General features: G+C 71.2%; 18 protein-coding genes. 5 read left to right on the top strand and 13 right to left on the bottom strand.

Translation table 11 applies throughout. The annotated features are described in order from the left end of the window. Nucleotides 1–231 precede the first annotated feature (231 nt). On the top strand, nt 232–1,062 hold the full coding sequence (gene mrtC, locus WMF19_RS37095; protein WP_437894684.1) for a myxosortase MrtC: 831 nt from the start codon (nt 232–234) through the stop codon (nt 1,060–1,062). 57 nt (nt 1,063–1,119) lie between these two features. Here the strand turns inward: mrtC and WMF19_RS37090 are convergent, their stop codons facing one another. Beyond that, nucleotides 1,120–2,259: an AI-2E family transporter gene (locus WMF19_RS37090; RefSeq protein WP_437894683.1), complete on the bottom strand. Its 1,140-nt coding sequence runs from the start codon at nt 2,257–2,259 to the stop codon at nt 1,120–1,122. 194 nt (nt 2,260–2,453) lie between these two features. Here WMF19_RS37090 and WMF19_RS37085 point away from each other — a divergent pair, with 194 nt between their 5' ends. Beyond that, on the top strand, nt 2,454–3,197 hold the full coding sequence (locus WMF19_RS37085; protein WP_437894682.1) for a TM2 domain-containing protein: 744 nt from the start codon (nt 2,454–2,456) through the stop codon (nt 3,195–3,197). A gap of 81 nt (nt 3,198–3,278) precedes the next feature. On the opposite strand, the gene WMF19_RS37080 is transcribed toward WMF19_RS37085, so the two are convergent. The 10 genes from WMF19_RS37080 to WMF19_RS37035 form a co-directional block, all read right to left on the bottom strand. Next, nucleotides 3,279–5,429 carry a beta-galactosidase gene (locus WMF19_RS37080; protein WP_437894681.1) on the bottom strand — a complete coding sequence of 717 codons (2,151 nt, stop codon included), beginning with the start codon at nt 5,427–5,429 and terminating at the stop codon, nt 3,279–3,281. 103 nt (nt 5,430–5,532) lie between these two features. After that, complete coding sequence (locus tag WMF19_RS37075; protein ID WP_437894680.1) at nt 5,533–7,053, bottom strand: NADH-quinone oxidoreductase subunit N; 1,521 nt, start codon at nt 7,051–7,053, stop codon at nt 5,533–5,535. 3 nt (nt 7,054–7,056) lie between these two features. Continuing rightward, on the bottom strand, nt 7,057–9,321 hold the full coding sequence (locus WMF19_RS37070) for a complex I subunit 4 family protein (protein WP_437894679.1): 2,265 nt from the start codon (nt 9,319–9,321) through the stop codon (nt 7,057–7,059). Nucleotides 9,322–9,328: 7 nt separating this feature from the next. Continuing rightward, nucleotides 9,329–11,920 (bottom strand): NADH-quinone oxidoreductase subunit L, encoded by a 2,592-nt coding sequence (locus tag WMF19_RS37065; protein WP_437894678.1) that lies wholly within the window; start codon nt 11,918–11,920, stop codon nt 9,329–9,331. A gap of 207 nt (nt 11,921–12,127) precedes the next feature. Next, a complete protein-coding gene (yihA, locus tag WMF19_RS37060) occupies nt 12,128–12,895 on the bottom strand; it encodes a ribosome biogenesis GTP-binding protein YihA/YsxC (RefSeq protein ID WP_437795722.1) in 768 nt (255 codons plus the stop codon). Continuing rightward, the gene (locus WMF19_RS37055) at nt 12,892–13,230 is read right to left on the bottom strand and encodes a gamma-butyrobetaine hydroxylase-like domain-containing protein (RefSeq protein WP_044966844.1); all 339 of its coding nucleotides are present in this window, start codon (nt 13,228–13,230) and stop codon (nt 12,892–12,894) included. The genes yihA and WMF19_RS37055 overlap by 4 nt, the downstream gene beginning before the upstream one ends. Nucleotides 13,231–13,453: 223 nt before the next feature. Then, complete coding sequence (locus WMF19_RS37050) at nt 13,454–14,473, bottom strand: Gfo/Idh/MocA family protein (RefSeq protein ID WP_437894677.1); 1,020 nt, start codon at nt 14,471–14,473, stop codon at nt 13,454–13,456. Then, entirely contained in the window at nt 14,470–14,871 is a 402-nt protein-coding gene (locus tag WMF19_RS37045; protein ID WP_437894676.1) for a hypothetical protein, read from the bottom strand. Before WMF19_RS37045 ends, WMF19_RS37050 begins: the two co-directional genes overlap by 4 nt. 55 nt (nt 14,872–14,926) lie before the next feature. Continuing rightward, nucleotides 14,927–15,880, bottom strand: coding sequence for an acetyl-CoA carboxylase carboxyltransferase subunit alpha (locus WMF19_RS37040; RefSeq protein ID WP_012240223.1), 954 nt, complete (start codon nt 15,878–15,880; stop codon nt 14,927–14,929). Nucleotides 15,881–16,002: 122 nt separating this feature from the next. Beyond that, a complete protein-coding gene (locus WMF19_RS37035; RefSeq protein WP_437894675.1) occupies nt 16,003–17,883 on the bottom strand; it encodes an adenylate/guanylate cyclase domain-containing protein in 1,881 nt (626 codons plus the stop codon). A gap of 269 nt (nt 17,884–18,152) precedes the next feature. On the opposite strand from WMF19_RS37035, the gene glpK reads away from it, so the two are divergent. Continuing rightward, a complete protein-coding gene (glpK, locus tag WMF19_RS37030) occupies nt 18,153–19,664 on the top strand; it encodes a glycerol kinase GlpK (RefSeq protein ID WP_437894674.1) in 1,512 nt (503 codons plus the stop codon). Between the two features lie 276 nt (nt 19,665–19,940). Next, a complete protein-coding gene (locus WMF19_RS37025) occupies nt 19,941–20,738 on the top strand; it encodes a UPF0158 family protein (protein ID WP_437894673.1) in 798 nt (265 codons plus the stop codon). Nucleotides 20,739–20,834: 96 nt separating this feature from the next. Here the strand turns inward: WMF19_RS37025 and WMF19_RS37020 are convergent, their stop codons facing one another. Both WMF19_RS37020 and WMF19_RS37015 read right to left on the bottom strand, forming a co-directional pair. Beyond that, on the bottom strand, nt 20,835–22,151 hold the full coding sequence (locus tag WMF19_RS37020; protein ID WP_437894672.1) for a carbohydrate porin: 1,317 nt from the start codon (nt 22,149–22,151) through the stop codon (nt 20,835–20,837). Between the two features lie 1,279 nt (nt 22,152–23,430). Then, nucleotides 23,431–24,132: a hypothetical protein gene (locus WMF19_RS37015; RefSeq protein ID WP_437325463.1), complete on the bottom strand. Its 702-nt coding sequence runs from the start codon at nt 24,130–24,132 to the stop codon at nt 23,431–23,433. A gap of 130 nt (nt 24,133–24,262) precedes the next feature. On the opposite strand from WMF19_RS37015, the gene WMF19_RS37010 reads away from it, so the two are divergent. Next, the gene (locus WMF19_RS37010; RefSeq protein ID WP_437894671.1) at nt 24,263–24,751 is read left to right on the top strand and encodes a nitrate reductase associated protein; all 489 of its coding nucleotides are present in this window, start codon (nt 24,263–24,265) and stop codon (nt 24,749–24,751) included. Nucleotides 24,752–24,767: the final 16 nt, after the last annotated feature.

Here is a 24,767-nt window from a genome sequence, read left to right as displayed (position 1 = left end):
AAGTCGGGAAAACGCCACAGCGGCCGCACTCTAACGTGACCGGGCTGGAAGGCTAGAAAATGGGCGTTGGCTGGACCCGTGTGCAGCGCTCGAATCGCGCCGCCGTGAGCGCTGACCATCGCGGAGGGACATCCTGGCGGCTAGGCTGAGCGCGCGCGGCCGCGAACCCTGGTCGCCGAGACCCCCGCGTAAGCCCCCGCACCGCGCACCCCCCTCCGCGACGAACACGCCTTGCAGCCGCCCACCCCCATCGAACCGAGCCGCGACGCCCGTCCACGTGCCGGCGACGAGACACCTGGCGCGCCGACGGACGCGAACGCCGCCCATGCGAGCGTCGACGAGCGCGAGCGCGAGCGCCCGCGGGCGCCCGAGCCGACCGCCGCGCGCGCGCTCCTCGCCGCAGGCGTCACGACGGCCGCCGTGACGGCCGTGTCCTACGCGGCGCCGAAGAGCTACGCCGGGACGCTCGTCGGCCTCGCCTTCTTCGCGGCGACGTTCTGGCTCGTGCTGAGGTACGACGAGTCGACGATCCGCGCCCACGGCCTGTCGCTCGGGGGGCTCCTGGAGCCCGTGCCGCTGTCGCCGAAGCGCCTCGTCCGCGCTGCGCTCCACGCCGTCGCCTGGGCGGCGCTGGTCGCCGCGATCGTCTTCCCGCTCTTCTGGCTGGGCTACCGGCTGTACTGGGGCGCGACCTCGCCGTTCGTGCTGCGCCCGCCGCCATCGCTCGCCGACGAGATCGCCGCGCAGTTGCTCGTGGTCGCGCTGCCCGAGGAGGCGTTCTTCCGGGGCTACCTCCAGAGCGCCCTCGACCGCGTCTTCCCGCCGCGCTTCCGCGTCGCCGGCGCGACGCTCGGCCCGGCGTGGCTCCTCTCGTCGGCGATCTTCGCGCTCGGCCACGTGCTCACGATCCAGCACCCGGCCCGGCTCGCCGTCTTCTTCCCCGCGCTCCTCTTCGGATGGCTGCGGGCGCGCACCGGCGGCATCGGGGCGTCGCTCGTGTTCCACGCGGCGTGCAACCTCCTCTCCCTCACCCTCGCCCGCGGCTACGGCCTGTCGCCGTGAGCGCCTCGCTCCAGGGCGCGGACCGCGCCTTTCGCAGCGCTCGGGCGCCCCGTCGCGTCACACCGGCGGTCGTGAGGCCGGCGGCGGTCGCGACGTCGGCGGCGGTCGTGACGTCGGCGACTTCAGCGAGGGTGGCGGCTGCGACGTGTGCGGGCCCAGCGGGAGGCTCGGACCGGGGATGCCCGCGCGCGTGTCGACCGCCCAGAGGACGATCGCGGCGACGACCGGGCCGATGAAGATCCCCGCCGCGCCGAACAGCTCGAGCCCGCCGAAGATGGCGAGGAGCGCGATGAGCGGGTGCATGCCGCCGTGGGAGCTCTGGACCCACGGCCGGATCACGTTGTCCGAGAGCCCGACGACGACCGCCGCGGCGCACATGCCGATGCCCGCCCCGATGCGCCCGACGACGAACAGGTAGATGGCCGCACCCAGCGTGACCGGCGTGGTGCCGATCATGGGGACGAGCGAGAGCAGCGTGGCCAGGAGGCCGAAGAGGAACGCGCCCGGCACCTTGCAAGCAAACAGCGCGATCGTCGTCAGCGTCCCCTGGACGGCCGCCGTCGCGAGCAGGCCGAGGACGGCGCCGTGCACCGTGTCCTGGATCGACGCGAAGAGGACGTCCGTCTCCTCGTTCCTGAACGGCGACTGCGTGAGCAACCAGCGCAGCAGCAGGCCCCCGTCGCGGAGCAGGTAGTAGAGGCCGACGATGAACAGGAACGCGTCGACGATCGTCTGCGGCACCGCGGCGACCATGCCGCCCGCGAAGCCGGCGATCGAGCTGCCCACCCGCTCGAACAGGTTGCTCACGTACGTGCGGACGTCGTCCCCGGACAGGCCGGCCCTGTTGAGGAGCCCCGTTATCCTCCCGTCGTTCAGGAGGCCTTGGACCCGCTCGATCGTGTTCGACCAGTCCCGCGCGAAGAAGCGGCTTATCGAGGCGGAGGCCTCGATGATGATCACCGCGAGCGGGATGCACACGAGGATGATCACGCCCACCGTCGAGATCGCGGGCGCGAACTTGCGGAAGCGGCCGAGTCGAGGCGCGAGGCGGCCCTGGAGCGGAGAGACGAGGAGCGCGACCAGACCGCCGAGCAGGACGGGGACGAGCAGCCCCTTCACCATCCAGAAGAACAGAGCGATGAGCCCCGCCCGGAGGGCGAACGACAGCCATCGATCGGACTGAAACTCTTGCTGCATCGCCGGGTGCGCTCGCTCCTGGCGCCGCGATCAGCGGCCCATCGCGGGCAAGGTAGGGTGGGCCTCCGGCAACCACCAGCGATTTCCGCGTTGCGCAAGCGCGGCGCCCCGGTTCCGGGCTACAGTCAGGCTCGGCGGACGACCGCGGGGGCGCGCGGCCGTCTCCGCAGCCGCATCGGCTGGAGGGAACGAGGATGAGCACGAGCGGAGGCGGGGTTCCGCCCGGTGGCGGAGGCTGGGGCAACGCAGGCGGCTGGGGGAATGGCGGCTGGGGGTCTAACCCGCCCGGCGGCCAGGGCGTGGCGCCGGGCGGCGGTGGCGGCGCATCCTCGTCGGGCGGATACCCGCCGCCGCCACCCGGCGGATACCCGCCGCCGGGCGGATACCCGCCTCCTGGCGCAGGATGGGGCGCGCCCCCAGGCGGCTACGGCGCGCCGCCTGGAGGCGGCTGGGGCCCGCCGCCGGCTCATGGCGGCGGACCGCCTCACGGCGCCCCGGCGCACGCCTATTCCGACAAGGACCAGGCGACAGCCTTCATGCTCGCTGTGTTTCTCGGGACCTTCGGCGTCGATCGCTTCTACCTGGGCCAGACGGGGCTCGGGCTCCTGAAGCTGTTCACGTGCGGTGGCCTCGGCTTCTGGAGCCTCATCGATACGATCCTGATCGGCACCGGCTCGATGCGAGACGCTCAGGGGCTCGTGCTCAGGCGCGACCCGCCCGTTGGCCACCCGACCAAGAGCCAGTCCACGCTGTTCTTGCTCTCCTATTTCCTCGGCTACTTTGGCGTAGATCGCTTCTATCTGGGACAGACCGGGCTCGGCATAGCGAAGCTCTTGACGTGCGGCGGGCTCGGCATCTGGTCGCTGATCGACATCCTCATGATCGGCATGGGCCGCTTCCGCGACGCAGAGGGCAACTCGCTGCGGTTCGAGCGCTGATCGAGGCCACACCGGGTCAGGAGGGGATCGAGCGGAGATACCGAGCCTCGCTGGCCGTCGCCGCGCGGCGGCGCGGCGGGGCTACTCCAGCGCGAGCATCCGCACGGAGCGAGGCACGAGCCGCACCTCGAGCGCCCCGCGCCGCGCCTCGAAGTGCGCGTCGTCCAGCACATCGCGCGCGCGCTGCGCGCTGACGGTGACGCGCGCCACCACGTCCGCGTCCCCGGGGTTCAGCAGGAAGAGCACCCGCGGCGTGCCCGACGCGTCCTCGTGCAGCGTGGCGAACACGCTGTCCGGATCACACGCGAAGGTCGGCAGGCCGAGCGCGTCGATGGCGCGCGACACCGCGGCGTCGGCCGCGGCGGGGTCGTCCTGGAGAAGCGCCGGCAGGTTCTGGCCGGGGGCGAGGAGCCGCTTCAGATCGTAGGGCCGCGGCAGCTGGCGGAAGGCGCCGTCGAAGGCGGGCTCGCGGGGGCCGAGCGTGATCAGCGTCCCCTGCCTGGACGTCGCCTCGAGCCACGCGAACAGCTCCGGGCTCAGGCCGCCCGAGGTGGCGCAGATGACCCAGCGCGCCCCGACGAGCGAGATGTCGCGATCCTCGCCGCCGACGTGGGCGTAGGGGACGCCGCGCGCGTCGAGCGCCTCCTCGAACGCGCGCACGAACGTGTCGGACTCCACCGCCAGCGGGTAGCCGAGCCCGAGGTCGTCCTCGAGGCAGCGATCGCGGGCGCCGAAGTTCATGATCGAGAAGAACGCCCCGGTGAGCGGGCCGAAGGCGTGCATCACGCGGGAGAGCCGGCGCTCCGTGCGCGGGGTGACGATGCGCACCGGCGCCGGGCGGCGGAGCTCGTGGAACCTCGTCGCCTCGAGGGCCGCGGAGAGCTTCCGCCAGAAGGCAGCGAAGGGGCGAGGACGGCCGCGCGGATCGATCGGCGCGCCGATCCAGCGGTCGCGCTCGACCGCCATGTAGATGTTGTACCCGCGCAGCCCGTAGGCGAGCGCGGCCATCATCACGAACACGCTGTCGCGCTCCTCGAGCGGCGGGAAGAACGGCGGGAAGCCGGCGCCCATCTCGCACGCGAAGGGCGGCAGCGAGAGCGCCTCGCAGCGCACGGCGAGCTCGCTCGTCCGGCGGGCGATGATCTGCCGGGTGCTCGGGCTCGCGATGCTGTAGTAGTCGAGGCCGACGAGGTCGACGACGCGCGAGATGCGCGCAGGGTTGAGCGGCGTCGCGTCCTGTCCCATCGGGAAATTGTGCATCGTGGGCAGGCCATCGACGCCCGCGGCGGAGAGCGCCCTCGCGAAGCGGCCCATGGCGGTCTCGAGGAGGTGCTCGTGGAACTCGCTCCAGTCGAGGTGGCGCGCGAGATCGCCCGGCGTCTCGGCGTCGAACGCGACCGGCGGCGTGATCGTGGCGAACCGCAGGTCGCCCTGCTCGGCCTGCGCGCGCTCGCGGGCGACAGCGCGCACGAGCGCCGCGCCGACGTCCTCGGCCGCGTCGCCCTCCGGCGTGGGCTCCGCCCGCTTCGCGTAGGCGCGCTGGAGCGCCTCGATCGTCCGGTACTTCTCGCGCAAGAAGTCGCGGTACAGGGAGATCGCGTCCGGGTGGTAATCCTGATCGTACGCCCCGTCGCGGAAGTAGAGCGCGCCCTCGTTGTCGATCTGCAAGAGCACGATGGGCCCGTCCGGGTAGAGGTGCGGCTTCAGGACCGGGGCGAGCGCGTTGAAATAGCGGGCGACCTCGTCGTGGAATGCGTTGCTCGCGTAGCTCGGGACCGGGAACCCGTACGGCACCATGGGGAGCACGACCGGGTTGTTCCGCGCCGAGCGGGCCTGGCAGCTCGGGTCCCAGATGACGCGCTCGGGGATGCCGAAGCAGGTGAGCTCCGCGTTGATGTGCGGGCCAGGGCGGGCGATGACGTAAAAACCGAGCTCGTGCGCAAGGCGAAGAAAGGCGCCGACGTCGCGGCGCGGATCGGCCCGGCCGAAATCGAACTGCCCCGGGCCGGTCTCGTGGACGGCCCACGGCACATAGATGTCGATCAGGTGAACGCCGAGCGAGCGCGTGGCCTCGAGGCAGGCGCGCCAGTGCTGCGGGTCGAGCCGCCAGTAGTGCACGCTGCCGGCGTACAGCGGGACCAGCTTGCCGCCGATGTCCAGGCCGCCCGGGGCAAGGCGTACCCCCCGCGCGAAACGTTCCTCTGGAGAGCTCGCGTCCTGCGTCGTGGCCACGCGCGCGCACACTAGCAAGGATCGCAGGGAGATCGATACCGCCGCGTTCGGCCCGGCGCGCGCCGGATGGGGCGACGTCGGTCCTTGACTCAGCGCTCAGCGCTCAGCGCAGGATCGCCACCGAGCGCGCCACGAAATCGTAAACGGGCCCCCAGTAGACCCCGAGCAGCAGGGTCGGAACCGCGAGCGCGCACGTCGTCGCGCCGAGAAGCGGCCGCACCGGCGTGGGCTCGGTGCGATCGCTCTTGTCGAGATACATCGTGCGGAGCAGGCGCGCGTAATAGAAGAGCGAGATCACGCTGTTCAGCACGCCGACGACCGCGAGGACCCAGCTCCACGCGCCCCCGGCGGCGAGCAGCGCCGAGAAGAGATAGAACTTGCCGATGAAGCCGGCCATCGGGGGCAGGCCGGTGAGCGAGACGAGGAACACGGCCATCGCCGCGGCGACGAGCGGGGCGCGGCGCCCGAGCCCCCGGAAGGCGGCGAACGTCTCGTCTCCGGCGCTCTCCTCGGCCACGGCCATCACCACCATGAACGCGCCGAGGTTCATGAAGCAGTAGGTGACGATGTAGAACGCGATCGCGGCGACGCCGGCGCCGCTGAACACCGAGAAGCCGAGCAGCATGTACCCCGCGTGCGCGATGCTCGAGTAGGCGAGCATGCGCTTCACGTTCTCCTGCTCGAGCGCCGACAGGTTGCCGACGGTCATGGTCGCCATCGCGAGGCACCCGAAGAGCACCGGCCACGGCGTCGCGACGCCGGGCGACGCGCTCCCGGCGCCGAGCGCGTCCGAGAAGAAGCGGATCAGCACCGCGAAGCCCGCCGCCTTCGGCCCCACCGAGAGGAGCGCGGTCACCGGGGTCGGCGCGCCCTCGTACACGTCGGGCGTCCACATGTGGAACGGGGCGGCGCTGATCTTGTAACCGAACCCCGCGAGCATGAAGGCCGTGCCGACGAACACGACCTCCGGCACCTTGCCCTGCTGCGCCGTGAGCGCGGCGATCCGCGCCCCGCACTCGTCGAGCCGCATCGACGCGGTGATGCCGAAGATCCAGCTCATCCCGTAGAGCATGATCCCCGACGCGACGCCGCCGAAGATGACGTACTTGAGCGCCGCCTCGCTCGATTTCGCGTCGTTGATCTTGATGCCCGCCAGCACGAAGCTGATGACGCTGACGAGCTCGAGCGACAGGTAGATGAGCAGCAGGTGGCGGCTCGCCGCCATCAGGTTCATGCCCAGCGAGAGCACGAGGATCAGCGTGAAGAGCTCGCCCGAGTCGCGGCGGAGCTCGGGCTCGATCCCAGGGGCCCGCGGGGGCACCAAGAAGAGGACGATCGCCCCGGTGACGAGCGCGAAGATCACGCGGAAGAGGTTCGAGAAGCGATCGAACGCGAGCAGGCCGTGGAAGAGCGCGCGAGGGCCGGCGTCCGTCGCCAGGAAGTACGCGCCCAGCCCGCCTGACCAGGCGAGCGCCGCGAGGCTGAGGATCACGAGGCCGGCGAGCTTGAGGCGCGCCGGGGACGCGAGGTCCCACACGACGAGCAGCAGGGCCGCCGCGATGAGGCCGAGCTCCGGCGCGAAGTAGGCGAGGCTCGCCACGTTGTCGAGGGCGCGGGGTTCCACGGCTTACCTGGCGCTGGCGAGGGCGCCCTGGCCCGGCGAGGCGCCCTCGTCCGGAGCGCCCGCGCGGGCGTGCGCGGCGCCGCCCACGCTGTCCACGCTCGGCGCGCCGGCGATCTGGGACTGCCCCGGCCTGTCGACGAGGCGGTGCACCTCGAGGGCCCCGCGATCGATGAGGCTGAGCAGCGGGCGCGGCCAGAAGCCGAGGACGAGGACCAGCGCCGCGAGCGGCGCGATCGACGCGAGCTCTCGCCCGCTGATCTCCGGGAACTTCCCGCCGAACGGCTCGAGGTACTTGCTCTGCCGCCACGACGCGCGGAACGTGCCGAGGAACATCCGCTGGAGGGCCCAGAGGTGGTAGGCCGCGGTGACGATCACGCCGACGGCGGCGAGGATCGTGAGGGCGCGGTAGCGCGGGAAGGCGCCGATGAACGTCATCGCCTCCCCCCAGAAGCCGGACAGGCCCGGCAGGCCGAGCGACGCCATGAACGCGAAGCCGACGAGCGCCGTGTAGAGCGGCATCTCCGAGGCGAGGCCGCCGAACCTGTCGATGTCGCGCGTGTGCACGCGGTCGTAGACCACGCCGACCAGGGTGAAGAGCATCCCGGTGATCAGGCCGTGGTTGAACATCTGGACGAGGCAGGCCTGGATGCCCTGCGGCGTCATCGCGCCGAGCGCCAGCAGCGTGAAGCCCATGTGGCTGACGGAGGAGTAGGCCACGAGCTTCTTCAGGTCGCTCTGCGCCATGGCGCAGAAGGCGCCGTAGAGGATGTTGACCACCCCGAACACCGCCATGGCCGGCGCGGCCCACTGCGTCGCCTCGGGCAGCAGGGTGAAGTTGATGCGGAGGATGCCGTAGGTGCCCATCTTGAGGAGCACCCCCGCGAGGATCACGCTGATCGCCGTGGGCGCCTCCACGTGGGCGTCCGGCAGCCAGGTGTGGAACGGGAACATCGGGATCTTGATCGCGAACCCGACGAACAGCCAGATCCAGACCACCTTCACCGCGGCGGCGCCGAGGATCGTGAGCCCCTGCGCCGCCCAGGCGACCCGCGAGAGCTCCGGGATCGAGAAGATGCGCTCGGTGGCCTGGCCGTCGACCAGGTAGGTGTGGCCGGCGTTCAGGTAGAACCAGATGAACGCGAGCAGCATGAAGACGCTGCCGGCCAGCGTGTAGAGGAAGAACTTGATCGCCGCGTACTCGCGCCGCGGTCCGCCCCAGATGCCGATGAGGAAGTACATCGGCAGGAGCATCACCTCCCAGAAGACGAAGAAGAGGAACAGGTCGAGCGCGATGAAGACGCCGAACATCCCCGTGACGAGGAGGTTGTACATCGCGAAGTAGCCCTTGAGCTGGTCGTGGACGCTGTAGCTCGCGAGGGCGCCCACGAACGAGATCAGCGCCGTGAGCAGGACCATCGAGATCGACACGCCGTCGACGCCGACGAAGTACTCGACGTTCAGCGAGCGGATCCACACGCCGTGCTCGATGAACTGGTAGCCGTCGTTCCCGTCGATCCTGGTGAAGCCCCGGTCGAACTGCGCGTAGAGCCACGCCGCGAGGACGAGGTTCACGCCCATCAGCACGACGGTCATCAGCCGGAGCTTCCTGTCGTCCCGGTAGCGAAAGAGGTGCGCGAGGAAGACAGCGACCACGCCGAGCAGCGGCAGGAACGTCAGGATCGAGAGGATGTGGTCGCCGACGAAGCCCAGGCTGCTCCCGCGCTCCGCGTGGATGCCCATCGCGACGGTCCGCGCTACCTCCAGCACGCCGGCCGCGCCGGCCGCCACCGCGTCCGACTCGACGACGACGTGCCCGTAGAGCTCGCGCGCGCGCACGCCCGCGGTCTTCCACCGGACCACGACCTTCCGGCTCGCGCCCGGCGCGAGGGTCGCCGAGGCGCCGCCGCCCTCGAGCTCCACGCTGACGCCCGGCGGGACGCGCGGGTCCTCGGGGGACGTCCGCACGATCACCCGCGTCACCTTCAAGGGGCCGTCGCCCTGGTTCTCGATCGTGAACGAGCCGACGTGGTCCGGCCCGCTCGCGGCGAGCTCGACAGGCGCGCCGGGCGGCTCCGCGCGCAGCGCGATCTGGCCGCGCGGCCCGGGCGCCCTCGGCGCATCGAGCGCCTGCGCCAGCGCCGGCGGCGCCGCCCCGAGCACGACGGAGAGCGCGACCAGGAGGGGGAGCAGGAGCTTCATCGAGGTGGACCTGGCCGATCTCGCGAGGGCGAATCCACGGCGCATGCTGACGAGGGAGAGGTTCGACATCGGCCGTTCACCGCAGGAAGTAATGAACGATGCTGAACAAGGCGACGCCGCCCAGGAGGAAGTAGACGTAGCTCTGGATGCGCCCGGTCTGCAGGGTGCGGAGCTTCGCCCCGGCGCTCAGCGTGCCCTCGGCGACGAGGTTCACGACGCCGTCGACGAGGTACCGATCGATGGCGCCCGTGACCCAGGCGGCGGCTCGGGCCAGGACCGCGACCCCGTTGACGATGCCGTCGACGATCCAGCGATCCATCTCGGCGAAGAAGAGGCGCAGCGAGAGGGCGGCGCGCACCACCGTCGCGTCGTAGATCTCGTCGACGTAGTACTTGTTCGATAGGAGCTGGAAGCCCGGGAGCCGCCGCTCCTCATCGGCCCAGCGCGGAGAGCGACGCGCGCCGTACCGGGCGCGCGCGAGCGAGAAGGCGACGATCGCGCCGCCGACGGAGAGCGCCATGAGCGCGAGCTCGAGCCCCAGCCCGTAGCGCCGGAACGAGACCTCCGCGTGGGCGAACACCGGATGGAGCCACGCCTCCAGCAGGGGCTCGCCGTGGCCGCCGACGAAGTGGCTGGAGAAGCCGAACACGACGCCCGCGAACGCCGACAGGACCGCCAGCACCGCGAGCACCCAGGTGATCGCCGGCGGCGACTCGTGGACCCGGGTCTCGATCTCCTTTCGGGCGTGGGGCCCCTCGAACGTCAGGAAGTAGCTCCGCCACATGTAGAACGAGGTGCCGAGCGCCGCCGCGAGGCCCATCGCATAGAGGAGCAGCCCCGGGATCGGGCCGGTGTTCTCGGCGCCGAACGCCTTCCAGAGGATCTCGTCCTTGGACCAGAAGCCTGCGAAGAACGGGATGGGCGCGGCGGTGATGGCGAGGCACGCCGCCTGGTACGTCCGCGCCGTGAGCGGCATGACGCGGCGGAGGCCGCCCATGTTGCGCATGTCCTGGGCCGCGGCCTCGTCGTGCTCCACCGCGTGCATCCCGTGGATCACCGAGCCGGAGCCGAGGAACAGGCACGCCTTGAAGAAGGCGTGTGTCATCAGGTGGAACACGGCGGCCCAGTACGCCCCGACGCCGACCCCGATGAACATGAAGCCGAGCTGGCTCACCGTGCTGTAGGCGAGCACCTTCTTGATGTCGTACTGGAAGAAGCCAATCGACGCCGCGAGGAGCGCCGTCGAGGCCCCGATCAGCGCGATGACGCCGCCTGCGACGGGGCTCAGCGAGAACAGGAAGCTGAGGCGCGCGACCATGTAAACGCCCGCCGTGACCATGGTGGCGGCGTGGATCAGCGCGGAGACGGGGGTCGGGCCGGCCATCGCGTCGGGCAGCCACACGTGGAGCGGGATCTGGGCGCTCTTGCCGGCGGCGCCGACGAAGAGGAAGAGACAGGCCAGCGTGATCAGCGCGACGCCGCCCCACACCGTCTTCGACTCGAGGGCATCCTTGAGGAACGCCTTGCCGCTCGCGTCCTTGATCACGAGCTGATCGTGGATCTCGCGGAACGTGACCGTCGAGCCCACGGTCGCCACCACGATCTCCTTGCCCGGCTCGACGCGCATCCGCTCGATCGCGGCAATCTCGACGCCGTCGCCCCCGATCACGGCGCCGTCGCCCGGCACGATCACCACGGAGTGCGCCCCGGCGTCGATCTCCTTGCGGATGAAGGGGGACACGCCGAACGGCCGCGGGTTCGAGGCGAGCTGAGCGGCGTCGGCGATACCGAGGTACACGCGCGCGCCGGGATGACCGGTGAAGGTGAGATATCCCTTCGCCCCGGCGAGCGGCTGCGCCCTGCGCTCGCCCGCCTTGCCGCCGGCGCCGTCATGCGCCCCGGCGGAGGCGCCGTGGTCGCCGCGCGCCTCCTCGGCCACCGCGATGAAGCGCGCGCGGTAATCGGAGAGGAAACGGCCGTCGTCGAGCCACCTGGCGCCGAGACCCCAGAAGAGGAGCGCGAGGCCGCACACGAAGCCCCAGTCGCCGATCCGGTTCACGACGAAGGCCTTCATGCCGGCAGAGGCCTTCTTGTAGTCGCTGTACCAGAACCCGATGAGCAGATAGCTGCAGAGGCCGACGCCCTCCCAGCCGAAGAACATCACGATGAAGTTGTCCCCGAGGACGAGGAGCAACATCGAGAAGACGAAGAGGTTCAGGTAGGTGAAGAATCGCCAGTACGCCGGCTCGGCCTCCATGTACGAGGCGGCGTAAACATGGATGAGCGCGCCGACGCCGGTGATGATCAGCGTCATGAGGCAGCTCAGCGGATCCATCACGAACGCGAAGTTCGCGTCGAGCGATCCGATGCGGATCATCTGCCAGGCGAAGCTGTAGAGCGCGCGTTCTCCCGGAGCGAGGCCGACGAGCTGGACGAAGCTCGCGAGCCCGAGAGCGAAGGCGCCCAGCATGGCGCCCACCGCGACGAGCGTGACGCCGAAGCTCCCGATGTGGAGCCGCTTCGACACATCGCGGCCGAACGCGCTCCGCTGCAACGCGCGGCCGAACAGCGCGTTGATCACCGCGCCGAGCATCGGCAGGAGCGGAATCCACCAGAGTGGCGTCAGCGCCGTGTGAACGTGCGTGACCTGGCCGGAGTAGTCGGGCATCGTTGGGGCAGCCGGTGAGAACATGGGCCGGCACGCGCGTCTTGCTCTGCAACCACCCCGCGACGTGTCAGTCGGCTCTGGTGACTCCCCCGCGGAACCGGAGGAGCCGCACGTTAATGGAGGGCCACAGGGCGGGTCAATACTTCCATCCGCCCTGTTCCACGGCGAGACGCGCCGCCTCTGCGTGCATCTCGCACCTCTGCGAGGTCACCCGTCGGTCGTCCTCGAGGCATCGTCCTCGCGTCCCGCGTCGCCGCTCGGTGACGGCGCCGCGCCGCCGAGCCGCGTCACGCGCCGGATCGCGAGCCACAGATCCCGCCTGCCCTCGCCGGTGATCGACGAGAAGCCGATCGCGCGGCGGAGGGCGCCGCCCGCCGTGCGCGGGGCCGCCGCGGACAGCTGGTCCAGCGCGCGCCGGACCGACGAGCGCGGCACCTTGTCGACCTTCGTCGCGACGAGCAGCAGCTCCACCGGCCGCCGGGCGACGTCGCGGGACGCCTCGATGAAGCGGATGAGCTCGAGATCGTCCTCCTCGAGGCCCCGCCGCGCATCGACAAGGAGCAGCACCGCGGCGAGCGTGACGCGCCCGCGCAGGTACCCCTCGATGAGCGACGCCCACGCCGCTTGCTCCGACTTCGAGCGCCGGGTGAAGCCGTACCCCGGGAGATCCACGAGCTGGAACACCGCGCCGTCGCGGGCCCGCGCCTCATAGAGGTTGATCTGCCGCGTCGAGCCGGGGTTCGAGCTCGTCCGGACGAGCCCTTTGCGCTCGACGAGCGTGTTGATGAGGCTCGACTTGCCGACGTTCGAGCGCCCGCCGAACGCCACCTCCGCGCTGACGGGCGGAGGGAGCGACGCGAGCGAGCCCGCGCCGGCGACGAAGGACGAGTCGACGATCTGGAACGGATCGAGCTGCCGCTCGGCGCGGGCCGTCGGAGCAGCTTGAGGCTTGGGGGCGCGGCGGGAGGTGGTCACTTCGAGCGAGGCGGCTGGAACTGCGGCTTGCACTCGTCGCACTGGCAGAGCGAGCGCAGGTACCGGAAGGTGTAGATGCCCGAGTCGTGCCGATCGCCCCACGTGAACTGGAGCGCGTAGTTGCCGACCTGCTCGATCTCGCGGACGTTCAGGTCACCGCCGGGCACGAAGTTGATCGTGCCGCCGTGCCCCTGGCAGTTCGCGCACGGGCAGTACCCGCGCAGGATCTCGTGCGGAAGGACGCTGCGGTGGCCGTCGGCCCAGTGGATCTCCATCACCCGCGCTCCGTGCGGCGCCTTGACCTGAGTGGGAGTGAGCTTCGGATCCTGCGGCATCGTGCCCTTCCAGCCGACGGCAGTACCACGCCGATCCGGCGCTGCAAAGCGCCCCGGCGCGTCGACCGGGCGCAGCTCCGCTTTTCTCGGATCCGGCTGTGTCTCCGAGGCTTCCAGGGCTCCCGCCGGGCTCGACCGCGCCGGTGCTCTCCGCGCCCTCTCGGGCCTCGGGCTGGCCGAAGCGGGAGCGGACCGCGGCTACGCAGCTACGCTGTTGCGCACGTTACCCTGCGGCGACCACCCGCGCATCGACGGGGGCGAGCGTCGCCTCGACGCGCTCGAGGATCGTCACGACGGCGGCGCCCTCGTCGAGCGGCGTCAGCGGCGGCGCGCGGTCCTCGACGCAGCGGAGGAAGTGCTCGATCTCCACGGAGAGCGGCTCGCGCCACGGCACCTCGAGCTCCCGCCCTGCCGGAGCGAGCTCGAGGTGCGAGGGACGCTCGCCGGCCGGCGCGCCCGCCGCGGCGCCGCGCGCGTCCAGGAACAGGAGGCGGTCGGGCGCGCGCACGTCGTCGAAGACCGCGACGCCCGCGCTGCCGACGAGCCGCAGCCGCCGCTCCTTGGTCGGGCTCGACGAGCAGAGCTCGATCCGCGCCGCGAGGCCGCTCTCGAGGCGCGCTTCGAGCGTGACGAGCTCGCCGCACGGCGAGAGGTGGGCCCGCGCCTCGGCGAGCGAGCTCGAGTCGAGCGCCGAGAGCAACGACAGGTCGTGCGGCCCGAGCGTCCAGAGCGCCGACCGGGCCCCGCCGACGGCGCCGGCGGCGCCGGCGCTCATCGACAGGCGCGCCGCGCTGAAGCTCACGAGATCGCCGAGGCGCCGCTCGCGCGCGAGCGCGACGAGGCGCACCACGGAGGGGTGGTAGCGGAGCAGGTGGCCGACCATGCCGATCCGGCCGAGCGCCGCGGCCCGGGAAGCGCAGCGATCGGCCTGCGCGGCGGAGAGGGCCAGCGGCTTCTCCACGAAGACGTCCGCGCCGGCCTCGAGGGCCCGCAGCGCGAGCTCGGCGTGGCTCGCCGCGGGGGTCGCGATGACCACCGCGTCCACGCGCGCGGCCAGCGCCTCGTCGATCGTGCGCACGAGCCGCGCCCGCGGGGCGAGCGCGCGCGCCCGCGAGAGGCGGCCGCGGTCGACGTCCGCCACGGCGATCACGCGCGCCCGCGCGTTCTCCGACAGCGCGCGGAGGAGCTTCTCCCCCCAACGCCCGCAGCCCACCAGCGCGACGCGGACGCTCGCGTCGCTCACGGCGCCCCCGGCGCGGCGGCGGACTCGGCCGGCCGGAGCGCGAGCTCGCCGAGGATCGCCTCGCCCTCGGCGTTGCCCGGGTGGATCGAGGGCCCGTTGATGTCGACGAGGAAGTCGTACGGCGCGCGCGCCTCGCCCTCGATCGTCGCGCGCACGCGGACGTGCTGGAAGCAGGCCGACTCGGTCATGGTGCTCCAGGCGGGCGCCTTTCCCGGGTGCCGCGCGCCGATCGCCTCCGGCACGCTCCGGCCGCCCTCGGGGCGGTACTGCTGCACGATGCCGAGCGCCGCCCTGCGGTCCGAGGCGTTGAACCTCGCCTGCGTCCAGAGGACCGCGCCGCCGGCGGCGGCGCTGGTGCCCACGAGCAGCAGCATCCGCACCGCCTTGCCGTAGTCCATCCGCGAGCCGTATAGCCCCGGCGCTCGAGGAGAGCCAGCCGGGGCGCCGCGCCGCCTAACCCACGAACGATCCGAGCCCGCGGAACCTGCGGTACCGGTCGTCGACGAGCTCCTCCGGCCCGAGCCCGTCCATCGACGTGAGCGTCGCCCAGAGCGCCTTGTCGAGCCGCGCCGCGGCGTCGTCGTGGTCCTGGTGCGCGCCGCCGGTCGGCTCCTCGACGATCGTGTCGACGACGCCGAGCTGCAGCAGATCCGGCGCGGTGATCTTGAGCCGGGCCGCGGCCTCGTCGGCGCGGGAGCCGTCCTTCCAGAGGATGGCCGCGCAGCCCTCCGGCGAGATGACCGAGTAGCAGCTGAACTCGAGCACCAGCACCCGGTTGGCGACGCCGAGCGCCAGCGCGCCGCCCGAGCCCCCCTCGCCGATGACGGTCGCCACGATCGGCACCCCGACCCGCGCCATCGCGGCGAGCGCGGCGCCGATCGCCTCGCTCTGGCCGCGCTCCTCGGCGCCGATGCCCGGGTAGGCGCCCATCGTGTCGATGAACGTCAGGATCGGGAGCCCGAACCTGTCGGCCATCTCGTAGAGCCGGATGGCCTTCCGATAGCCCTCCGGGTGCGGCATCCCGAAGTTGCGCTTCACGTTCTCCTTCGCGCCGCGCCCCTTCTGGTGGCCCACCACCACCACGCTCCGCCCGTGGTACGTCGCGAGCCCGCCGACGATGGAGCAGTCGTCGGCGAAGCGCCGATCGCCCTTCAGCTCGACCCAGTCGGTGAAGAGCCGCTTGATGTAGTCGAGCGTGTACGGCCGGTTCGCGTGCCGCGAGAGCAGCACCTTCTGCATCGGCGTGAGGCCCGCGAAGATCTCGCGCGCCAGCCGGCCCGTGTTGTCCTCGAGCTGGGCGAGCTCCGGCTCGAACCGCGGGTCCGCCGCGGCGAGCGCGCGCAGCTCCCGCACCTTCTCGATGAGCTCTGCGACAGGTTTCTCAAAGGGTAGGATCGAAGCAGCCACGGCGCGGACCCTAACGCTGCAGCGGGCGGACGGCTACGGCGCTGTGCTGCCGCGCCGCATCGTCCACGGGATGACGCGCGCGCACGCCCCGGCCGATCGGCCGAGGCGCCGCGTCACCTCGGTCATTCGGGGAGCGCGTTGGTCGGCTCGGCGTGGATGAAGGCGTTCGCCGGGACCTGCGACATCGGCCGGCTCCGGATGACGTTGTAGATCGTGACCGGCTTGTCCTTGCCCTTCACCTTGGCGGGCTGGAGCTCCTCGGTCTCGAACCTTCCGCCGAGCTGCGCGTACGTGCTCTCGCTGATGACGATCTGCCCGGCCAGCGCGATGGAGCAGAGCCGCGCCGACGTGTTCGCCACGTCCCCGATCACCGTGTAGCTGAGCGCCTTCGAGCTCCCGATGTACCCGGCGACGAGCGGGCCGGTGTGGATCCCGATGCCCACAGCGAGCGGCAGCTCGCCCTTCTCGAGCCGCTCGCGGTTGAACTCGCCGAGCACCTCGCCCATCTTCAGGGCGCACTCCACGCTGCGGACCGCATCGTCCCGGTGGGCGACCGGCGCGCCCCAGAGCGCCATGATCCCGTCGCCCATGAACTTGTCGAGCGTGCCTTCGAACTGGAAGATGGTGTCGACCATCCGCTCGAAGTACTCGTTCAGCATCTCGACGAGCTCCTCGGGGCGCTTGCTCTCGGCCATGCGCGTGAAGCCGCGGATGTCGCTGTTGAAGACGGTGCACTCCTCGACGTGCTGGCCGCCCTGCTTCACGGCGAGCTGGCCGCTCAGGACGCGCTCGGCGATGTTCGGCGAGAGCAGCCGGCGCAGCTGCTCGCGCGTGACGATCTCGTTCTCGATCTTCTTCCCGAGGATGTTGATCTCGATGAACATCGCCGCCTGATAGGCGATGGCCGTGACCAGCTCGAGGTCCTTGGGCTGGAACTGCGCGAGCGTCTCCGAGTCGAGCCAGAGCACGCCGAGCACCTCGCTGTTGTGCTGCAGCGGGGCGACGATCGCCGAGCTGATCCGGTTCAAGATCATGCTCTTGCCCTTCGACGCCGCGAAGTCCATCGCCGCGTCGTGGGTCAGCACCGCCGCCCGCTCGTGGACGACGTGGTTCAGGATCGTCGACGACACGCTGATCGGGGCCGTCGTCCCGTCGCGCCGCTGCATGGCCTGCGGGGTGAGCTCGCCGTTCTCGTTGCGCAGGAAGATCACCCCGCGGTCGGCGCGGATGAACTTGAACACGCTCGTGAGGATCTTCTCGAGCAGCTTCGTCGTGTCGCGCTCGGCGGCGATCTCGCGCGACAGCTCGTGCGACAGGCGCAGCCGCTCGTAGTCGGCGCGCAGCTGGTTCATGTCGTTGGCGATCCGATCGAACGCCAGGAACCCCTTGTCGACAGCGGCGATCTGGGTCCCGATCTGCCGGGCCTGATCGTTCACGTCGATGCGGGTGCCCTGCGCGACGAACGAGCCTCCGTGCGCCCCCGAGCGCCCTGGCAGCGGCGCCGTCCCGCCCGGCCCGGCGCCCAGCGGCGGCGGCGGCACGTACGGCTGGCGCGTCACCGGCGGCGCCGCCGGCGTACCCGGGAGCGGCGGCTGCGGCTGGCGCTGGTACTGCGGCGGCTGCGGCGGATAGCCGTGGCCCGGCGGCTGCGCCGGCGCCGGGCCCTGGTGGTTGACCACGGGCGGCCAGCCCGGGACGAGGGGCGGCGCGACCGGGGCGCCCGGATCGTCGAAGCGGCCACGCGTGGACCCCAGGGCGATCTCGTCCCCGTGCTTGAGCGGCGCTTCGCCCCGGACACGCTCGCTGTTGATGAACGTGCCGTTCAGGCTCCCCAGATCGCGCAGGACGAAGTGATCGCCCCGCTGCTCGATGATGCAGTGCTCCTTGGAGACGATCTTGTCGAGCAACTGGATGGAGTTGTTCGGGTGGCGCCCCAGCGAGTTCACGGGTCGCAGATCGATCGCCTGCTGGCCCTCGGCGGTCTGCAGGATGAGGCGGGCCATCGGTTCTGGCAGATTACCCAGCCGGGCACGGACCGACAATCTTTCCGGCCGAAGTCCAGCGTCGGCCGAGGAAAGCGACCGTGCCGGGCCGCGCCAAACGCGCCTCGGCCCCGCTGGAAACACCTGCGCCGAGCTCGACCGCCCGGGGCAGCTGCCGTCGGCTGTCGCATGGATACCTGACCGGATGATTAGCCTGCCGGGCCCTGCATCTCACGGAGGCGTCGCCTGGAACGGCTATGCGCCCACATGCCGCCGCGTTAGTCGGCCGCATGGATTCCGCGTACCTCCTCGCGATCGACCAGGGCACCACCGGAACGACGTCTCTCCTCATGGACACGTCGGGCGCGACGCTGGGCCGCGCCACGCGCGAATTTCGCCAGCACTTCCCGGAGCCGGGCCTCGTCGAGCACGACCCGGAGGAGATCTGGCAGAGCGTTCAGGATGCCGTGGGCGAGACGCTCAGGGCGGCGGGCGTGGCCGGCAGCGCGATCAAGGCCATCGGCATCACGAACCAGCGCGAGACGACGCTCGTCTGGGAGCGCGCGACCGGGCGCCCGATCCACCGCGCGATCGTGTGGCAGGACCGCCGCACGGCGGCGCGCTGCGCCGAGCTCCGCGCCGCGGGCCACGAGCAGGCGGTCGAGGAGACCACCGGCCTCGTGCTCGATCCGTACTTCAGCGGCACGAAGCTCGCGTGGCTCCTCGACAACGTGCCCGGCGCGCGCGCGCGCGCCGAGCGCGGCGAGCTCTGCTTCGGCACCATCGACAGCTTCCTCGTCTGGCGGCTCTCGGGCGACGCGGCCGGCGGCTCGCCGGTGCACGCGACCGACGTCACCAACGCGTCGCGCACCCTGCTCATGAGCCTCGCGTCGCTGAGCTGGGACGACGCGATGCTCGCGATGCTCCAGATCCCGCGCCCGCTCTTGCCGCAGATCGTCGGGTCGGCGGGCCGCATCGCGGCGACTCGCGGCTTCCCGCACCTGCCCGACGGCATCCCGATCGCCGGCATCGCGGGCGACCAGCAGGCGGCCCTCTTCGGCCAGGCCTGCTTCGCGACGGGCGACGCGAAGTGCACCTATGGCACCGGCGCGTTCGTGCTGGCCAACATCGGCGATCGCCCGCTGAGGAGCCGCTTCGGCCTGCTCACCTCCGTCGGGTGGAAGATCGGCTCCGAGGTGGTCTTTGCGCTCGAAGGAAGCGCCTTTATCGCCGGCGCGGCGGTGCAGTGGCTCCGCGACGGCTTGGGCCTCATCAAGAGCGCGGCGGAGATCGAGGCGCTCGCTCGCAGCGTGCCCTCGAGCGAGGGCGTCACGTTCGTCCCGGCGCTCTCGGGCCTCGGCGCGCCCTACTGGGATCCGGACGCTCGCGGGATCATCTCCGGCGTGACGCGCGGCACGACCGCGGCGCACCTCGCCCGCGCGACGCTCGAGGGAATCGCGCTCTCCGTGACGGATCTCGTGCGGGCCATGGCCGACGACCTGGGCCACCCGCTGCGCCGGATGCGCGTGGACGGCGGCGCCGCCGCGAACGACCTGCTCATGCAGTTCCAGGCGGACGTGGCGAACGTCGCTATCGAGCGCCCCACCGACCTGGAGACGACGGCGCGAGGCGCGGCAATGCTCGCCGGGGTCGGCGCCGGCCTCTTCCTCACAAAGGAGGACGCGGCCCGCATGTCCCGTGTGGGGCAGAGCTTCCAGGTCGCGATGAGCGAAGCGGATCGATCCGCCCACCTCCACCGCTGGGCCGACGCCATCGCCCGCACGCGCTCGAAGCGCAGCTGAGCACTCGCCGATTCCCCTGAATTTCCACGCTGTTTTCCGCTTGAACCAGGTCTTCCGAAGCTCTCTCCCGAGCCGTCATCGCGCCGCGGCTCGGCGGCCGAACGGGCTTCCGGATCAAGGAATCAACCCTAGGTTGCGAGAGTTAGGCCCAGAAGCCCCCAACCAGCGTAGAGTGCTATGACGACGGCGCATTTCCGTTCAAACTTGGTGCACTTGAACCGAGGCGCGCGGCCAGCCCACCGCCGCCTCGCTGCTTTCGATGGAGACGAGGAGGACATGCCGACTACCGAGAATGCTTCAGCCGGCGGGACGGCCGTTCGCGACATCCCGATCGACTGGGAGGCGCTGGAGGACGCCTTCGAGAACAACGCCCCAGAGGTGCACTCGTACCTGCACCTCGGCACGGGCGACGTGCTGCGGGTGGTCGACGGCGTGGCGGATCCGCAGATGCACGCGCGCATCGCGGCGGACGCGAACTACCTCCGGATCGATCCCGTGAGCTCGCGCGAGCAGTACCGGTGGATGGAGCGCTACATCCCGATGGTGGAAGACATGGATCTCCAGGCGAAGCTCAGCCAGGCGATCGATGGCAAGGGCGCGTTCCGTCGCTTCAAGGATGTGTTGATGTCCTACGGTCCGGAGCGGGAGCGCTGGTTCGCGTTCCGCAGCGAGCGGCTGCGGATCTTCATGGAGGCGTGGCTGAGCGCTCACGCGCTGAACCCGGTCCCTCGCCCGCTCTGGGTGCCGGAGGTGCCGGCTCGCCCGGAGGCGGTCGTCCCCGCGGCCCCTGCGACGGAGCCGCCGGCGCGCGAGCGCGAGCGCGAGCGCGAAGAGACGCGAGAGCCCCGCCGCGGCAAGAGCGTGGAGAGCCTGCGCAAGAACCTCCGCGACATCGCCGAGGCGCTCGGTCCGCGGGATCTCGACACGCTGACGGCGTTCGCGGAGTTCCTGAAGGCGCGCCGCGCGGCGCGCTCGTTCGCGCACCACTACCACGAGGCCCAGGGGCCGGTGGACGACGACGCCGGGCCTGCTTCGCAGGAGATCGCGAGCGAGTCGCGCAGCGATACGGCGTGAGGGCGCGCCGCCGGCGCCGCGATCGCGGCGCCGGGGCGCTGGCCTGAGGGTGGGTGGGGGAACGGAAGAGAGCGGCGGCTTCGAGGACCGAGCGGTCTAGAAGTACCAGTCGGTACGGGCACCGATGTACTGGCCGACCTTCGAGCCGACGCCCGGACCGGCGCCAACCCGCTGCAGGTAGCCGGACATCGCCGCATCCCTCGCGACATCGTTGTAGATGGCGAGCGAGTAGATGAGCTTGAAGTGCGGCCGCGCGCCGGCGCTGAGCTCGCCCGTCGGGACGAGGGTCGGGACGACCGAGACCTTGACCGCGGTGCCCAGGTCGCCGTCGCCGTCCTTCCGGCCCTGGAACGAGGCCTCGACGACGGGGTGGAAGTTCTTGTGCGCGAAGATCGTGGCGTTCGCCTGGACCGAGAAGTCCATCTGCTTCTCGAGGGCGGTGGGGGGCGCGGCGCCCTCGGCCTCGTACGCCGCCTTCGTGTAGTGGAAGGTGGCGAGGCCTTCCAGGGCGGCGGCGTCGCCGAGCCGGAAGCCGAGGTGCTCGACCGCCTCGATGCCGAAGGAGCCCGCGAAGGTGCCCTCGTCGTTCGGGGCGCCCCAGGTCTGGTACGTCTTCGCGCCGCCGGCGGCGCCGTTGGCGATGCCGGTGCCGAAGCGCACCGCCGTGTCGCTCCAGTTGCCCTGGCCGAGGCCGAGGTGGAGCTTCGCGCCGATGACGCCGCCGAAGTCCGCCGGCGCGTTGTCGGGCACATTCCACCCCTCGCCCCGCTTCGCGGCCGGCAGGACGTGGAACTCGCCGTGGACCTTGACGTGGTGCTTGGCCTCGCCGCCGAACTCCGCCTTGTAGTTACCGGCGAAGACGGTGCGGAAGCGCTCGACGTCCACGCCGCCGTCGCCGTTCACGTCGACGTTGTAGGGGGGCGTGGTGTTGCCAAAGCCGCGATACCCGAGGATCGCGAGCTGCAGGCCGCCGTACTTGATGCCGCCGCCCTGGCCGCTGAGGTCGTCGAGGTAGAAGTAGTCGCCGATCGGCGCGTACTGCTCGCGGAAGAACTTCGCGCCGCCCCAGACGCTGAGGCCCGGGACGAGGAAGTTGCCGGCCTCGATGTACGCCTGGTTGAACTGCACCGTGATCGACTGGCCACCGTTCGAGGACGGCTGCATGAACGGCCCGCCGTACTGGTTCCAGATGGCGAAGGTCATCTCGGACTTGACGTAGAAGTCATCCGGCGTCGCGCCCTTCACCACGTGCGCGACGAACGACGGCTCGGAGTAATCGCCCTCTTCGTAGCGGCCGCCGATGCCGAACCCGAGCAGGTTCAGGGACGCGCCCTGGACGTTCTGCCCGTAGACCGGGGACCACGCCATGCCGAGGCGTGAGTACCAGTGCCACTCAAAATTCTCGCTCCCCACCGCGTGAGCCGACCGCGGCGCCGCCGTGAGGCAAAGGGCGGAGACGGAAAGCAGCCCGAGGGCTCGGACAGCGGCGCGCCGACCCGCGATTCGCTTGCTGGGGACCGACGACCTGTCTCTCATAAGTGATGTCATCGAACGACGCTCCTATCCATTCTCTGGGAGTGTGCTTGGGGTGATGGGAGGTGATTCGGCCAGATGGCCAAGCGCGGCAGAGGTAGTGGCCTGTCAAGAGAATCTAAGTTGACTCTGTAGGAAAGAGCCACCCGCTGCCACACATGCGGGGCCCGCGGGGGGCACAGTTAACAGGAACGTTCTGTTCATGTCAAAGGTCTCCGAACCGCCTTCGGCAGTTTGTCATCTTCTGCGGCGCGTTATTATTAAGTAATCGAAATCACTTGGTTAAGCAGGCCCCGCCCTCTTCTTCGGGCCAGGAACGGGGGCCTGAAATGACGCGTCGCACCAAAAACAGGCTCGCGCTGGCTCTCGCGCTGGCTGAAGTGTTGCCAGAAGAATTCACGGGTGCCCCCTGGTGCGTTACCGGGTGCGCGCCGCGCGCGTGACACGGACAGGAAGGCTGCATTGGCCAGCCCCGGCCAGCTGCGCTTTCGCAGCGCGGTGGCGCCGCCGCGCCCGACGATGTGCCGCGTGTTTCGGGACCACGAACCTGGCTTTTCATGTCGACACCTGCCGGGGCGCCGCCGGGGTGCTCGTCTCTCTCTCCTGGGTTGAACCCAGAGCGACCCCTCGCCCCGGTGAGCTTCATTGACGCTCGCCGGCGCACCGGACGCGCCGCGCCAGCGCGCCGATCCTGCGCGCGCGCGCAGGATCGGCGCGCTGAGCGCAGGCCGCGCAGCCGGATCGCCCTCGGTCGACATGATAATGCATCGCGTCGCAACGGCGCAGATCCAGAGCGGGCCAGTCTCGATTGCAGTGCAGCGCGGGTGGACATGTTCTTGTCCAGGAAGGGCGTTGCGCTGTCGCCCCGAGACATCCCAGGTGCTTCGGCGAGGCCGGGTGTGCCGGCAGCCCCCGGGCGCGGTTGCGGCGAGCGCCGCGATGCCACCGACTCGCCGCACCGAACGCTTGAGTTGAACGAGAGGCTTCCATCCTTCGCGTGGACAGCGGCATGTGAGCCCTCTTCGCGATGTCTGGTGCCGTCCATCGATATCGAGAGGTGGAATCGACCCGCGAGATGGACTTCCGCTCTCTCGCCGCTCGGTCATGCCAGCACCTGGCGCGCGACCGACCGGCCGCTCGCCACGTCGCGCGGCGCGGCTCAGCGAGCGGGCATGATGCTCAAGGAGACCCGGGCCCGCGCGTTCTGGTAGTACGCGTCGAGCGCCTGGGCGAGCCGCTGCCCGACATACCATCGCTTCAGCGCCGGGGCGACCTCCTCGTAGCGTTGATCCTTGAACGGCGTGGCGCCGGAGCGCAGGACGATCTTGAGCTCGAAATCGGTGGGCTCGAGCATCGGCGCCACCATGCGGTCCAGGTACAAGCTCGCGCGCGCCTGACGGCGCAGCAGCGCGTCGAGCTCGTCGGAGCTCATCCCCTCGGCGGCCGCCGCGGCCAGGAGGCGCGCGCGGCCGCGAGCGCGCTGCTCCAGCGCGATCCGGGCGGCCTCGGCCCGCTGCGCCACCTCGGTCGAGGTCGGCGCCGGCGAGATCGGCAGGCTGGCGAGCAGCGTCTCTGCGATGTGCCTGTCGAGCGCGGCGCGGACGTGCCTGTCCCGGTAGAGCCCGGGCTCCGCGTCGGGATCCGCGAGCGCCTCGATGCGCGCCTCGAAGGCGAGCTCCCGCTCGAAGATGAACTGAGGTCGACGCACACCGCCCGTCTCCGGCGCATGCCAGCGCACGACGACGCGGTCGAGCGGCACCGGCGCCGCCGCCGACGTCGCGGCCTGGCCATGGGCGCTCGGGGTCAACGACGCGAGCGCGAGCGACGCGAGCAGCGTCGTGAGGAGCCCGGAGCGGCGCACACCGGCAGGCTAGCGCAACGGCGCCGCGCATCCCATCCCGGGCTGCGCCGCGGCTGCTCGCGGAGCGTCGGTCAGCCGAGCGTCGGTTCGCGGAGGGTCCGCGCGCGGGCAGCGGGTATAGAATGGCGCCATGTACAGGCAGTTCGCGCTCGAGGGCGAGGTCCACGCCTCGCTCGACTGTGTGCCGCTCTCGGTGCGGCGGAAGCTGGACCTCGCCGAGATCAAGATCTCGCTCGCAGGGTGGCAGGCGCTGTCGCGCGCGGAGCGGCTCGCCCTGTGTCACCTGCCGGCCGACACGGACGAGGACGTCGCCGTCTACGCCGAGGTGCTCCGCGGCTTCGCGGAGCGCGCCGGGGTCGCCCTCGCCCCCCTCGCGGGCGCGCCGGTGCGCCGCGCGGCCTGGGACCGGGACAGCGTCAGCGCGCGGCTGCGCGACCGCCTCGGCCCGGACGGTGCGCTCGACGAGCGCGCGCTCGGCCGCCTGGCAGAGCTGACCGAGGAGGAGCGCTACGCCATCGTCAAGCTTGCGGATCCGAAGCGCGGGCCCGAGAAGCTGCGCGCGCTGCTCGGCGAGCTCGGGCTGTCCCGGGACGCCGGCGGCGAGCGGCCGCCCGGCTGAGCAGCCGAGCGGCGCG

Source organism: Sorangium sp. So ce124, assembly GCF_051525235.1.
Taxonomy (GTDB): Bacteria; Myxococcota_A; Polyangia; order Polyangiales; family Polyangiaceae; genus Sorangium; species Sorangium atrum.
This window is presented reverse-complemented; position numbering and strand designations above follow the sequence as displayed.